The sequence below is a fragment of the Xanthomonas translucens pv. cerealis genome (assembly GCF_006838285.1).
Lineage (GTDB): Bacteria > Pseudomonadota > Gammaproteobacteria > Xanthomonadales > Xanthomonadaceae > Xanthomonas_A > Xanthomonas_A cerealis.
The window spans coordinates 4,476,054-4,490,127 of record NZ_CP038228.1 but is presented as its reverse complement, the minus strand read 5'-3'; the positions used below and the strand labels follow the sequence as shown (position 1 = coordinate 4,490,127).

General features: G+C 69.7%; 11 protein-coding genes. 2 read left to right on the top strand and 9 right to left on the bottom strand.

Going from position 1 to position 14,074, the window contains the following annotated elements; all coding sequences use genetic code 11:
* The gene (locus tag E4A48_RS19820; protein ID WP_176717112.1) at window positions 1–720 is read left to right on the top strand and encodes a YgjP family zinc-dependent metalloprotease; all 720 of its coding nucleotides are present in this window, start codon (window positions 1–3) and stop codon (window positions 718–720) included.
* A 75-nt stretch (window positions 721–795) separates the two neighbouring features.
* Here E4A48_RS19820 and E4A48_RS19815 read toward each other — a convergent pair whose 3' ends face one another.
* From E4A48_RS19815 to E4A48_RS19775, 9 genes are all read right to left on the bottom strand, one after another.
* Window positions 796–2,064 (bottom strand): MFS transporter, encoded by a 1,269-nt coding sequence (locus E4A48_RS19815; protein ID WP_060744808.1) that lies wholly within the window; start codon window positions 2,062–2,064, stop codon window positions 796–798.
* 171 nt (window positions 2,065–2,235) lie between these two features.
* Window positions 2,236–2,886, bottom strand: a complete 651-nt coding sequence (locus E4A48_RS19810) for a hypothetical protein (protein WP_142743030.1) — start codon at window positions 2,884–2,886, stop codon at window positions 2,236–2,238.
* A 95-nt stretch (window positions 2,887–2,981) separates the two neighbouring features.
* Entirely contained in the window at window positions 2,982–3,791 is an 810-nt protein-coding gene (locus tag E4A48_RS19805) for a hypothetical protein (protein WP_237651502.1), read from the bottom strand.
* A gap of 479 nt (window positions 3,792–4,270) precedes the next feature.
* Window positions 4,271–5,611: a sigma-54-dependent transcriptional regulator gene (locus E4A48_RS19800; RefSeq protein WP_142743029.1), complete on the bottom strand. Its 1,341-nt coding sequence runs from the start codon at window positions 5,609–5,611 to the stop codon at window positions 4,271–4,273.
* A complete protein-coding gene (locus E4A48_RS19795; protein WP_142743028.1) occupies window positions 5,596–7,035 on the bottom strand; it encodes a sensor histidine kinase in 1,440 nt (479 codons plus the stop codon). Before E4A48_RS19795 ends, E4A48_RS19800 begins: the two co-directional genes overlap by 16 nt.
* An 84-nt stretch (window positions 7,036–7,119) precedes the next feature.
* Entirely contained in the window at window positions 7,120–8,829 is a 1,710-nt protein-coding gene (poxB, locus tag E4A48_RS19790; RefSeq protein WP_176717121.1) for a ubiquinone-dependent pyruvate dehydrogenase, read from the bottom strand.
* Window positions 8,830–8,955: 126 nt separating this feature from the next.
* Complete coding sequence (locus E4A48_RS19785) at window positions 8,956–10,368, bottom strand: polycystic kidney disease 1-like 3 (protein ID WP_260608010.1); 1,413 nt, start codon at window positions 10,366–10,368, stop codon at window positions 8,956–8,958.
* A gap of 494 nt (window positions 10,369–10,862) precedes the next feature.
* Complete coding sequence (locus tag E4A48_RS19780; protein ID WP_058195999.1) at window positions 10,863–11,984, bottom strand: fatty acid desaturase family protein; 1,122 nt, start codon at window positions 11,982–11,984, stop codon at window positions 10,863–10,865.
* A gap of 11 nt (window positions 11,985–11,995) precedes the next feature.
* Window positions 11,996–13,072, bottom strand: coding sequence for a ferredoxin reductase (locus tag E4A48_RS19775; RefSeq protein WP_058195998.1), 1,077 nt, complete (start codon window positions 13,070–13,072; stop codon window positions 11,996–11,998).
* Between the two features lie 93 nt (window positions 13,073–13,165).
* Between E4A48_RS19775 and fabR the strand changes: the two genes are divergently transcribed.
* Window positions 13,166–13,816: an HTH-type transcriptional repressor FabR gene (gene fabR / locus E4A48_RS19770; protein ID WP_039006139.1), complete on the top strand. Its 651-nt coding sequence runs from the start codon at window positions 13,166–13,168 to the stop codon at window positions 13,814–13,816.
* Window positions 13,817–14,074: the final 258 nt, after the last annotated feature.

The window sequence follows — 14,074 nt, the reverse complement described above, 5'->3', positions numbered from 1 at the left end:
ATGCAGGTTCGCTACGGCGAGCGCACGATCCTGTGCCAGATCCGGCGCTCGCCACGCCGCCGCAAACGCAGTGTCGCCATCCATGTCGACGCCGATGGCGCAGTGCACCTGGATGCACCGCAGGACGCCAGCGACGCCGACATTCGCCAGGCGTTGCAGCGACGTGCGAGTTGGATCCATCGTCATCTGTTGGAAACGGAGGCACGCCGTCGCCTGTTGCTGCCGCGCGAATACGTCAGCGGCGAGACGGTGCTGTACCTGGGGCGTCGCTATCGACTGAAGGTTTTGGTCGGTGCGCAAGGCGAACGCACTGCGCTGCGCGGCGGCTATCTCGAGGTGACAGTGCCGGCACGATCGGCGCAGGCCGTGCGCGCCACGCTGGAACGTTGGTTGCGCCAGCGTGCCAAGGACATCTTCCAGCAACGCCTGGCCGCCACCGCCGAACCGCTGCGCTGGGTGCAGCACCCACCTGCACTAACGGTACGCAGCATGCAGCGGCGCTGGGGAAGCTGCTCCAGCAAGGGCCGCATCACGCTCAACGCCGGCCTGATCCATGCCTCGCGCGAATGCATCGACTACGTCATCCTGCATGAGCTGTGTCATCTGAAAGCCCATCATCATGGGCGGACCTTCCAGCGCCTGCTCGACGCGCACCTGCCGGACTGGAGAACGCTCAAGCAACGGCTCGATGGCATGGCCGAGCTTGTCATGCAGCGTTGATCGCCACGCTCGGCAATCTGGCGGCGCCACGGTGACGCTGGACCGATCCAGCGCCACGGTACGCCCGACGACCGGTCAAGCCGGCGCCGGCGCCACCGCGACTTCCGCCGTCGGCACCCCGGCCACCCGCAGCAACTGTTTGCGGAAACCCACCCACAGCGCCAACGACAGCAGCGAGATGCCGCCGAGCAGCAGGAACGCGGCGCGGTAGCCGAAGTCCTGCGCGATCCAGCCGCCCAGCGCCGGACTCAGCGCCGCGCCGATGCCCTGCACCGTCATCACCGCGCCCTGGCCGACGTTGACCCGGCCGGTGCCCTGCAGCAGCCGCGCCACCAGCGCCGGCACCACCACGCTCTGCAGGCCGGCGCCGACGCCGTCGAGGATCTGCACCGGGAACACGCCCCAGGCATGGATCAGGCTGGCCGCGATCAGGCCGCGCAGCGGCAGCGCCAGGAAGGTCAGCAGCATCACCCACCAATGGCCGCGCACGCGGATCAGGCGCATCGCCAGCAGCGAGGCCACCACCATGGTCGCCTGCGCGACGATGATCGTGGTCGCGGTCAGCGCACTGGGGTCGCTCTGGTGCGCGGCGACCACGGCCATGCCGTACAGCGGCAGCATCGCCGCATTGCCCAGGTGGAACAGCGCCAGCGCCAACGCCAGCACCAGCAGCGGCTTGCAGGTCAGCAGCACCGACCAGCCGCTGGCGTGGTCCGCGCCGGGCGCGCCGGTCTCGGCCAGGCCGCGTGCGGCGCGATGGTCGATCGCATCGCGCGGGATCAGCAGCGCCGAGGCGATCGCCAGCACGCCGAAGCAACCGGTCAGCGCGAACACCGCGCCGAAACCGAATTTCCAACCGAGCAGGCCGGCCAGCGCCGCCGCGACCACGTTGCCGGCATGGCTGCCGACCTGGTTGCGCGCGATCTGGTGGTCGAACCCGGCCTGCCGCACCAGGCCCAGGGTGATGCCCGACAGCGCCGGGCCCAGCGCCGCGGCGGCGAGCGCGGTCATCACCTGCGCGGTCACCACGCCGGCGAAGCTCGGCGCCCACCACAGCAGCGCCGAGGCCAGCAGGATCAGGCTGCAGCCGACCACCACGATGCTGCGTTTGCGCCTGGTCGCATCGACCAGCGCGCCACCCGGCGTGGTCGCGAGCATGCCGGCGATGCCGCCGACGCTCATCACCGAGCCGATCGCCGCCAGCGACCAGCCCCTGGACTGCAGGAACACGCTCAGGAACGGGCCGAGCCCGTCCTGCACATCGGCCATGGTGAAGCTCAGCGCCTCCAGCGCGCGCGTGCCGCGCGGGCGGGCGCTCGGCACGCCTGCCGGCGGCGCGCTCATTGCGGCACCGTGGCACGGGCGGAACAGCGCGGGGAAACGTCTCGATGCGCACAGCGGAAAAGCGACATGGCGATATCCTGGAGGCGCCGCCGCGACAACCGCGGCGAACCGCAAAACGATACGCGATGCAGGGGCCGTCGCGTCAACGCGACTCCCCCCGCGCTGCCCGGTTCAGTGCTTGGGTTTGGGTTTGGGCTTGTCCGCGGCGTGCGGCTTGGGCGGATGCGGCTTGGGCGCGATCGGCTGCAGCGTCGCGGCCTTCGCGCCCAGTGCCTGCGCGTGGATCACCGTGCCGTGCGGGGAGACCAGCGCGTGGCCTTCCACCGCCAGCGGCTTGCCCACCGCCAACCATTTCGCCAGGGGCGCGGCGGCGTGCGGTGGGAAGCGCACGGTACTGTCGTCTTCGAGCAGCGCGCCGTGCACCTGTCCGTGTGGGCCATGCAGCAGCCGCGCGACGACGCCGCTGTGCTGGATCTTGGCCGGCTTTGCGTGCTTGTCGGGTTTTGCGGATTTTTCCGGCTTTTTGGCCGGCTTGTGTTCGCCGTGCGGCCCATGCGGCCCGCGGTCGGCGATGCGCTTGCCGCCGTCGGGATCGATCGCCAGCGCAACCAGCATGTCCACGCCGTACGGCTTGAGGCCGCGCACGCCGAGCGCGATGCCCGGCGTGAGCGCTTTCAGCAACTGCGCCGACAGGTGCGGCGCGGTGTGCACCTCGGTGCCGTCGTCGAGCAGCAGGCCATCGACCTCGGCCTTGGGATTGAGCAGGAAGCGGGCGAGCGTGCCGCGGGTTTCGGGCAGGTAATCGGGATCGACCCAATGCATAGCGTAACTCCAATGAAAGTGGGGAACTGGCGTCGTGCCGGTAGCGGCGCCCGCCGCGGCAGGCAGCGGGCGCCGGGGTCACACGGGCAGGCGCATCAGCGCGGCGCGGGCGGCGGCACCGGCGGCGCGGCCGGCGCAGCGGGACCACCCGGCGGCGGCGCGGCCGGCGGGACCGGCGGTGCGGGCGGCGCGAACAGGGTGCGCTGCGAGGCGCGGTCGCGGCCGAGCTGGGTCGCTTCCAGCGAGCGGCCGGCCGCGGTGGCCACGCCGAAACCGCTGACGCTCAGCGGCGCGCCGACGCGCAGCAGCGTGGCGTATTGCAGGGCCACATGCGGCGGTATCCGCACCACCGTGCCATCGCTGAGCAGCACCCCGGCGGTGTCGCCGCCCGGGCCGTAGACCAGGCGTTCGATGCGGCCTTCGGCCCGCATCTGATTCAACGCAGGCGGGGTCGGCGGCAGCGGCGGGCCGGCAAGCGGGTTCGGCGGGCGGTCTACCACCTGCTTGCCGCTGCGCCGCGCGCTGATCGCACTGGCCTGCAGCAGCGGCAGCGTGCCCAGGCGATAGCCCTGCACGGTCACCGCATCGCCGCGGCGCACCGCGGCCTGCAGGTCGGCCGACAGGTGCGGCGGGAAGCCGACCTGGGTGCCATCGCGCAGCCACAGCCCATCGACGTCGCCGTTGGGATTGAGCATGAAGCGCTCGACCGTGCCTTCCAGACTGACCGGCGTGGCGGCGATCTGTCCCGGTGCCGGTGCCGGTGCGGCGGGTGGCGCCGGCGGGGCCGGCGGGGGCGCTATGCCGGCAGGGGCGGACGGAGCGACAGCGGGGGGAGCCGGCACCTGCGCGGCAGCAGTGGCGGTGGCGATAGCCAGCGAGAAAGCGAGTGCGCTACGACGGATCATCGGAAGTTCTCCAGGGCGGCGAGGGAGTCCGCCTGTGCAGATGTCAAAGCAGTATCCGTGCCAATTTCCAAGTATTTGATTATTAAAGGCATATTGCATGCAAACAGCCATTGCGGGTGTCTGCGCTTCATCCACTGTCGTCCGCTTTGCGGACAGCTGTGATGTCTGCCAGCGGACGCTTGGGGGCGTTCTTCATTCGCTGCTCTGCTGGTCGCCGCTGTGGGGAAGTGCGTCTGGCGGATTGGGTTGTTCGGTTTGGCGGTCGCGTGCGGGGGAGTGGGTGTCGCGGCTGAAGTTGCTCCTACAGTGACTTGTGGCAAAGCTGCTCAGTGCATTGTGGGAGGGACTTCAGTCCCGACTGTGACCGGAGCCAGGAAGTTCCGCCGCTGCGCTCGTTGCGGCTGAAGCCTCCTGCAAAAGCGTTGCTGTTGCGCCTGCGTCGATGCATTCGGGCGCGTTGTGCCTGACCGGTGGCCCACCTAACCCAGCCCGTAATCGTCGAGCTTGCGGTACAGCAGCTGGCGGTGGATGCCGAGCCGGCGCGCGGCTTCGGCGCGGTTGCCCTGCGCCTGCACCAGCGCCGCCTGGATCATCTGTTTCTCCAGTTGCGCGATCGCATCGGGCAGGGTCAGCGCCGACGTCTCCGCAGGCGCCGCGGCTGCATCGCCGGCCAACACCTCGTCCAGGTCGTGCGCCTCGATCGTCGGCATGCGCACCAGCACCTGGCAACGCTGCATCGCATTGCGCAACTCGCGTACATTGCCCGGCCACGGATAGGCGCGCAGCCGCGCCTGCGCTGCCGCCGACAGCGTACGTGCCGCGCTCGCGCCGTCCTCGAGGAAATGCTGGGCCAGCAGCACGATATCGTCGCCGCGCTCGCGCAGCGGCGGCAGTTCGATCGGCACCACGTTGAGCCGGTAGCGCAGGTCGCTGCGGAAGCGGCCGTCGGCGACCAGCTGCGCCAGCTCGCGGTGGGTGGCGGCGACCACGCGCACGTCCACCTTCTGCGCGCCGCGCCCGCCCAGCGGCGAGACCTCGCCTTCCTGCAGGAAACGCAGCAACTTGGCCTGCATCGGCAATGGCATGTCGCCGATCTCGTCGAGGAACAAGGTGCCGCCGTCGGCTTCGCGGATCAGCCCGGCACGATCGGCGACGGCGCCGGAGAAGGCGCCCTTGCGGTAGCCGAACAATTCGCTTTCGATCAGCTCGGCCGGGATCGCCGCGCAGTTGACCGCGACGAAGGCGGCGCCGGCACGGGCGCTGGCGCGATGCAGTGCGCGCGCCACCAGTTCCTTGCCGGTGCCGGTCTCGCCGCTGACCAGCACCGGCAGGTCCGAGGCCGCGGCCAGGCCGATGCGCTTGTGCACGGTGCGCATCGCCGCGCTGTGGCCGAGCAGTGCACCGGCTTCCTCGGCCGGCGCCGCCAGCGCTGGCGGCACGCTGGCGGCGCCGGCATGCGCCTGCAGCGCGCGCTCCACCACCGCGACGATGTCGGCGCGGCCCACCGGCTTGACCAGATGATCGAACGCACCGAGCTTCATCGCTTCGATGGTGTTGCTGCTGGAGGCATAGGCGGTGAGCATCACCAGCGGCACCGCGGCGGCCTGCGCATCGTCCTGGCGCGCGCGCATCAGCGCGATGCCGTCCATGCCGGGCATGCGGAAATCGACGAAGGCCAGATCGATGCCGCCTGCGCGCAGCCGCGCCAGTCCGGCCTGCCCGTCGGCGGCGGCGATCACCTCGTGGCCGAACGAGCGCAGCGTGGCCTGCAGCGTGCTCAGGAAAGCGGTGTCGTCGTCGACGATCAGGATGCGCGCCATGGCAGCTCCAGAATGAAGGAGGTGATGCCGCCGTGGTGGACGTAGCGCACCTCGCCGCCGTGCGCGCGGGCGATCTCGCGCACCAGCGCCAGGCCCAGGCCGTTGCCGTCGCTACGGCCGCTGGCGAAAGGTTCGAACAAATGCGCGGCCACCGGCGCCGGCACCGGTTCGCCGCGATTGGCCACGCTCAGCCGCAACAGGTCGGCGTCGGCGGCGACCGTCAACGTCACCGCGGTGCCGGGCGTGGCGTGCTGCAGCGCGTTGCGCAGCAGGTTGTGCAAGGCGCGCGCGGCCTGCTGCGGATCCAGCATCCACTCGCCTGGCGCGTCCGCCAGTTGCAGCGCGATCGGCGGCGCCGGTTCGCCCCATTCGGCCGGATCCAGCAGCGCCTGCAGCCACGGCTGCAGCGCCACCGTCTGCCGTTGCAGGCGGATCGGCTGGACCATGCCCAGCAGGCTCTCCACCACGCCGTCCAGGCGCTGGATCTGCGCCAGCATCAGCTGCGCCTGCGCCTCGTCGAAGCCGCCCTCGCCGGCCGCGATCTGGTTTTCCAGGGCCAGGCGCAAGGTCGCGATCGGATTGCGGATCTCGTGCGCCACGGTCGCCGTCATGCGCCCGAGCGCGGCCAGCCGTTCGTGCCGCGACAGCTCTGCGCCAAGCCGCCGCGCCTCGGCCAGGGCCTGCGCACTGCGCTGCGCATAGTCGGTGACCGCTGCGCCGAGGCGGTCCAGCTCCGGCGCGCCGGTCGCCGGAATCGTCGGCACCTCCGCCGGCGTCGCCAAGGCCAGCTGGATGGCGCGCAAGCGCTGGCTCCAGCGCCGCACCACCCAACCCAGGGCCACCGCCGAAACCACTGCCAGCGCCAGGATCAGCGCCATGCCCACCGCCAGCGGACGCCCGGCCGAGGCCTCGCCGGTCGCCGCGACCCGAGTCATTGCCCACGCCGCGGTGGTGCGGTCCAGCGCGCAGGCGGCGATCAGCAGCGTCTCGCGCTGGCCATCGCGCTGGTACTGCAAGGACTGCTGGCCGCCGACCGCGCGCTGCGCGGTGGCGACGATGGCGTTGCGCTCGGCGGTCGGCACATCGGTCTTGTGCTCGCTGCCGTCGTACGTGGGATAGGCATAGGCGATGAAGCCGCGCTGCCGCTCCCAGATTCCGCCCTCCACGCCCGCGGCGTCGGCCAGCACCAGTTGCACCACCACCGCAGCCAGGCCGGCGCCGTCGCTGCCGCGCGCGGCCGCGCTGGCACCGTTGTAGCGCTGCACGATGCGCGTGCAGTCGGCCTGCAGCCGTGCCTGCGCCTCGCCCACGCGCACGCCTTCGCTGTGCCGGTACAGGCCGAACAGCACCACCGCCATGCCCAGGCAGGCAGCGAGGATGACGATCCAGATCAGCAGCAGTTGCCGCAACAGCGAACGGGGCATGGTCCACCGGGGATGCGAAAAAAGGGAAGGTAGCAGTGCGGCGAGCCGCCGCGCATGCGCAGACGCGCGACCGCCGTTGGCCGCTCAGCGCAGGTTGGTCTTGACCAGTTCCACGACCTCGTCGCCGCGCCCGCTCATCACCGCACGCAGCAGGTACAGGCCCATGCCCTTGGCCTGCTCCAGCTTGATCGCCGGCGGAATCACCAGCTCCTGGGTGGCCACGCGCACATCGAGCAGCACCGGCCCCGGATGCGCGAAGGCCTGGCGCAGCGCCGGCTCCAGTTGCGCCGATGCGTCCACGCGCAGGCCGAGGATGCCCATCGCATTGCTCATCGCCGCGAAGTCCGGGTTGCTCAGGTCGGTGCCGGTGTCCAGATACCCGGCCGATTTCATCTCCATCGCCACGAAGCCGAGCGAGGCATTGTTGTAGACCACCACCTTCACCGGCAGGCCCAGTTGCGCCAGCGAGATGAAGTCGCCCATCAGCATGCTGAAGCCGCCGTCGCCGGACAATGAGATCACCTGCCGGTGCGGGAACTGCGCCTGCGCGCCCAGCGCCTGCGGCATCGCGTTGGCCATCGAGCCATGGTTGAACGAGCCGAGCAGGCGGCGCTTGCCGTTCATGGTCAGGTAGCGCGCCGCCCACACCGTGGGCGTGCCGACATCGCAACTGAAGATCGCGTCCTCGTCGGCCAGCGCATCGATCATCCGGGTCAGGAACTGCGGATGCAGCGGTTCGCCGGGCGCAGCGGCCACGGCCAGCGCGTCGAGGCCTTCGCGCGCCTTGCGGTAGTGCGCCAGCGATTTTTCCAGGAAGTCGCGCTGTTCGCGCCGCTGCAGTTTCGGCAGCAATGCGGCGATGGTCTCGCGCACGTCGGCGGCGATGCCCAGCTGCAGCGGCGTGCGCCGGCCCAGCGCGGCTGGATCGCGATCGACCTGCACGATGGCCGCGTCCTGCGGATAGAACTGGCGGTACGGGAAATCGGTGCCGAGCATCAGCAGCGTGTCGCAGTTGAGCATGGCCTGATAGCCGGAACTGAAACCGATCAGGCCGGTCATGCCGACATCGAACGGGTTGTCCCACTCCACGTATTCCTTGCCGCGCAGCGCGTGCACGATCGGCGCGCCGAGCAGGTCGGCCAGCGCCACCAGTTCGTCGTGTGCGCCGGCGCAGCCGCTGCCGCACAGCAGCGTGGTCGCCGCGCTCGCCTGCAGCAGTTCGGCCAGGCGTTCCAGGTCGGCATCGGCCGGCAGGATCCGCGGCGGCGTCAACGCCGGCCATGCGCTCGACGTGCCCTTGGGCAGCTCCTGCAGCGCCACGTCGCCGGGAATCACCACCACTGCCACGCCCTGTTTCAGGATCGCGGTGCGCATCGCCCGGTGCAGCACCTCCGGCATCTGCGCCGGATTGCTGATCAGTTCGACATAGTGGCTGCATTCGCGGAACAGCTCCTGCGGATGGGTTTCCTGGAAGTAGCCCAGGCCGATCTCGGAAGAAGGGATATGCGCGGCGATCGCCAGCACCGGCTGATGGCTGCGATGGCAATCGAACAGGCCGTTGATCAGGTGCAGGTTGCCCGGCCCGCAGCTGCCGGCGCAGACCGCGAGCTTGCCGCTCAGCGCGGCCTCGGCGCCGGCCGCGAACGCGGCCACCTCCTCGTGGCGCACGTGCATCCACTGGATGCTGTCCATCTGCCGCAACGCATCGGTCAGCCCGTTGAGACTGTCGCCGGTGACGCCCCAGATGCGTTCGACCCCGGCGCTGTGCAGGGTTTCGGCCAGATGCCGGGCGATGCTGAGTTTCGGCACGTGCGCTGCTCCGCGGGAGGGGAGTGGGAGCGTCCCACGGGCCGCGTAAGTCCGGCGTCACGGAGCGGCCGGCGCGCTGCCAGCGCGCCGGCGTGGGTCCGCATGGCGACGTCAGTGGCTGCAGTCGCCGACGCGCGCCACGCTGCCGGCGGATGCAGGGTGCGCGGCGGCCGGCTCCGTCGCATCGCTCAGGAACCGGTTCAGCGCCTTGCTGTAGTGGTGGACATTCGCGTGATAGCCATAGAAACGATTGGCGGAGGGCTGGGGCGGCGCTCCGTCGCGGCCGTCGTCCGGCTTCAGGCCCAGGCTGATACGCACCAGGCCGGTGCCATGCAAACGCACCGTCTTGAGGTTGTCGACCAGGTTGCGGCGCGGCGCATGCGCCGCATTGAGCGTGATGATCACGCCATGGGATGACCTGAGATCGTAATGCGGGCTGTCCGCGAGCGCATGCTTCACCTGCGCCCGATTGAACAGCGCCGGGTCGGCCAGGACCAGCGATGGCGGATGGCTGAGCCTGCGTGCGCCTTGCAGCCCGGCGGCGAACATCTGTGCCGAGCCGCCGCCCAACGACAGGCCGCAAACGCGCCGTATCCTGACATCCTCTCGCTCTCCCAATGCCTTCGCAACGAGGCTGCCGGCTTCCTTGGCCCACCGATAGACCTGGCCAACGCCGCCCTTGATAGTCGTGCCAATCTGCTGTCTGGCTTCATCGGCCTCACCGTCGAAATAGATATCGACCTCGGTCCTTTCCAACCGGGTGTGCGGATCGGTAACGGTCCTCTCTCTCAGCCACAGGTGGGTATGCTCCGCCAGCCACTGCAACCGTTCACGGTCGCTCAGCGTGATATTCGAATGTGACATCAAACGGGATCGTTTGATGATTTCATTCTCTTCAAGGCAGTCGTAGCGCTTGAACACGCTGTGCAAGCCCATGTCCAGACGCTCGCGCATGTCTGCCAACAGCTGGGCGCGGGCGGCAGGATCGTGCAGCGCGTGCGCGTCGACCGGAGCAAGGTTCAATGCCTGCGCCAGGCTGCCCAGCTGCTGCGAGGACAGCGACTGCAGCGTCGCATCCGGTTGCTTCACCAGCTTGATGTGCTTCACCGCCGATGGCGCCGCGGTGGTCGCTGACGCGCCCGCGGTGGCGACTGGCGGCGGCGTGCCGGCCGCACTGCTGCTGGTGGAGGGCGGCACAGCTGACGACGTGGATGGCGCCGCGCTCGGCGGGCTTCCCGCGACGGCGGCGTCCAACGCTTCCTTGCGCGCTGCATGGCGCAGCAACGCGCCCAATGGACCGCGCGTTCCCGGCGGAAGATCCGCGGTGACGGGAGGGGACATCAGGCTCGCCAAGTCGGCGTGGGTCTGCGCCGGCAAGCTGACCCAACTGGACGCCGCGGTGGGCACCGGCGCGGGACGGCCGGACCGAGTTGCGTTCTGGCGCAACAGCTGCGGACGGCGCGGCAAGCCGTCGACGACCGACGACGATGCCGGATCGTGCGCCGCGGCCGCCGAAGACGTCACGGCCGCGCTCGCTACAGGCGCCGCTGCAGCGGTTGGCTTCTTGCCGAACAGTCTCGAAGGATATGGAAATTTCATCCTGGCCCGCCAATGCAGCGCTTCCCGACCTTTGCGACAACTGCGATCACCAGCATGCGCCAGCGGCGCATGTTTGCACGCATCGGCGCCATCGGCCCACGGCAGGCCTCCGCTGTCTGGACCCGCCGCATACCGTTGCGTTGCCACTTCGTTTCGCAAGAGGCTGCCTGGCAGGCGATACGCAAGCTCTTCGTTTGCCTTGAACAAGGCCTACAAGGCTACGCGTGCGCCATGCCGTGCTTCCCGCGCACAGCCGAAAAAACAACCGCGTTTTCGAAGCAGCGCCTGCCGAACGACCGGCCAGCGGCGTGGCGGCATTGCATGCATGCCCGGCAGCGGGCATGGGCAGCAGCCGAGCGGGCAATGAACCCGCCGGTGTTTTCCGGCTGCGCTCGTGGGGACGGCTACCGACCCCGAACTCAACCCGCGTGGGTCGCCTGCCGCAAGCGGTGGGCATGCTGCGGCCGGCTCGGGAAGGCGTGGCGCACGATCCGCCACATCACCTGGCCGAACTGGCGCGGCAGCGAGCCGGTGTTGTAGTGCTGGCCGTAGCGCGCGCAGATCGCCTTCACCTCCACCGCCAACGCCGCGTAGCGGTTGGCCGGGATGTCCGGGTAGAAGTGGTGTTCGATCTGGTGGCTCAGGTTGCCCGAGAGCACGTTCAGCAGCTTGCCGCCGGCCAGGTTGGACGAACCGCGCAGCTGGCGCAGATACCAGTGGCCGCGCGACTCGCCCTTGATCGACTCCTTCGGGAACGTCTCCGCATCGGCGGTGAAGTGGCCGCAGAAGATGATCACGAAGGTCCATATGCTGCGCAGCACGTTGGCGGTGAGGTTGCCCAGCAGCACGGTCAGGAAGAACGGGCCGGCCAGCGCCGGGAAGATCACGTAGTCCTTCAGGATCTGCCGGCCCATCTTGCGCCCGACCGGCAGAAAGGTGCGGCGCAGCTCGCCGCGCTTCATCTTGCCGGAGAACCAGCGGCCCAGACGCAGGTCCTGGATCGCCACGCCCCATTCGAACAGCAGCGCGAATACCACCGCGATGAACGGCTGCGCCAGGTAGAACGGGCGCCAGCGCTGCTCGGGGAAGATCCGCAACAGGCCGTAGCCGATGTCGTCGTCCATGCCGCGCACGTTGGTGTAGGTGTGGTGCCTGAAGTTGTGCGTCTTGCGCCAGTTGTCGCCGGTGGCGACGATATCCCACTCGTAGGTGTTGCCGTTGAGCTGCGCATCGCCCATCCAGTCGTACTGGCCGTGCATCACGTTGTGGCCCAGCTCCATGTTCTCCAGGATCTTGGACAGGGTCAGCAGCGCCACGCCGGCGATCCACGCCGGCCACAGCACGCTGTGCACGAACGCGCCTAGGAACAGCAGCGCGCGCCCGGCCAGGCCGGTGTAGCGCACCGCGGCGATGATGCGGCGGATGTAGCGCGCGTCGGCCTCGCCCAGGGTGGCGACGGTGCGCGCGCGCAGCGCGTCGAGTTCGTCGCCGAAGGCCTGCAGTTCGGCCGGGGTCAGTGCGCGGTTGCGGGGAACAGCCATGGGCAAGTCCTTCAAAGGTCCAGGATCAGGTCGCTGCTGGCGCTGTTGATGCACAGCTTCAGCATCGAACCCGGTTCGGTGGCGTGCGCGCCGGTGAGCAGGTCGCGGGTCGCCCCGGACTGCTTGCCGCAGGCGCAGCTGTTGCAGATGCCCATACGGCAGCCGTGCTTCGGGCGCAGGCCCTCGGCTTCCAGCGCGCTGAGCAGCGATTGCCCGCGCGGCAGCTGCAGCACACGGCCGCTACGCGCCAGGGTCACTGCGACCGTGCCGTGTTCGGCATCGGCCAGTTGCGGCGGACTGAACGCCTCGGCCTGGAAGCGCGCGACCCTGCCCTCCAGGCGGGTACGCGCAGCCTGCACGAAACCGCCGGGGCCACAGGCCAGCACCTGCGCCTGTTGCAGCCCGGCCAGGTGCGCCAGCGGCAGCGTGTCCACGCGCGGCGCCGGCGCGGCGCCTTCGCCGGTGACCGCCAGGTGCAGGCGGAAACGCGGGTGCGCGGCGGCCAGCGCCTGCAGTTCCTCGACGAAGCAAAACTGGTCGCTGCGTCGCGCCCAGTAGATCAGGTCCACATCGGCGGGCATGCCGGCCGCGGCCAATTGCCGCAGCAGCGCGCGCATCGGGGTGATGCCGCTGCCGGCGGCCAGCAGCAGCCAGCGCCCCTGCGGCGCCGCGGGAAGCACCATGTCGCCGAACGCCTGGCCCAGTTCGAAGGTCTCGCCAATCCGTGCGGTGTCGGCCAGGTACTGGCTGACGCGGCCGCCGTCGATCGCCTTGACCGTGATCGCCAGGCGCCCGCCCGGCAGCGGCGTGGGGCTGTAGCTGCGGGTCAGGCGGCGCCCGTCGATCTCCACGCCCAGCTGCACGTGCTGGCCGGCGCGCAGGCCGCGCCAGTGGCGGTTGGCCTTGAGGATCAGGGTCACCGCGTCGCTGCTGGCGCGTTCGCGCTGCAGCAGCCGCGCGCGCGGGCGCTGCCAGGTCCACAGCGGATGCAGCCGCGTGGACCAGAAATCGAACACCTCCGGCTGCACCCAGGCGCGCAGGGCGCGGGTGGCGGAGCGGGTGGCGGCAGGACGACGGGCAGCATTCATGGCGACCACTATACAGACGCAGATACAGATGTCTATACAGCTGTATATTCACGAAGAGGTTATGATCGCGGCATTGCCACACCCAGTCCGTCCATGACTTCCATCGTTCCCCTACCGCTGCCCGCGGACGCGCTGCCCGCGCGCAAGAGCGCGATCTCGCGCGAAGACCTGCTGGCGGCGGCGCTGAAGCTGATCGGGCCGCACCGCAGCGTGTCCACGCTGAGCCTGCGCGAAGTGACCCGCGAAGCCGGCATCGCCCCGAACAGCTTCTATCGCCAGTTCCGCGACATGGACGAACTGGCGGTGGCGCTGATCGACCTGGCCGGCAGTTCGCTGCGCACCATCATCGGCCAGGCGCGGCGGCGCGCGGCCGGCAGCCACCGCAGCGTCATCCTCAGTTCGGTGGAAACCTTCATGGAGCAGCTGCGCGCCGACGACAAGCTGCTGCACGTGCTGCTGCGCGAAGGCACGGTGGGGTCGGACGCGTTCAAGCGCGCGGTGGACCGCGAGCTGAACTACTTCGAGGACGAGCTGCGCGTGGACCTGATCCGCCTGGCCGCGATCGACCATGCGCCGCTGCACGAACCGGCGCTGGTGTCCAAGGCAATCACCCGGCTGGTGTTCGCGATGGGCGCCACTGCGATGGACCTGCCGCCGGAGAGGGACCCGGAACTGATCCGCCAGATCAGCGCGATGCTGCGCATGATCATTCTCGGCTCGCGCACGATCGCCGCTTCGGCGTAGCCGCATCCGCGTAGCGCATGCGCTGAATACGCGCACGTGGCCGCGGTCAGCGCTCCTGCCCTGAATCGGGTTGCGCGTACGCGCCTGCGCATCGCTCGCCATTCCTGCCGGCCGCAAGGCTGCTAGGGAATGGCGCACAGGACATAGTGGACATGCTATGTGGATAGGCATCCGCCGACCTGCCATATCCGCAATCTGCGGCCAGATCGAGAGCGCGTGAGGAAGACAGCACACGCAACGGCCGGCGCAGGTATACAG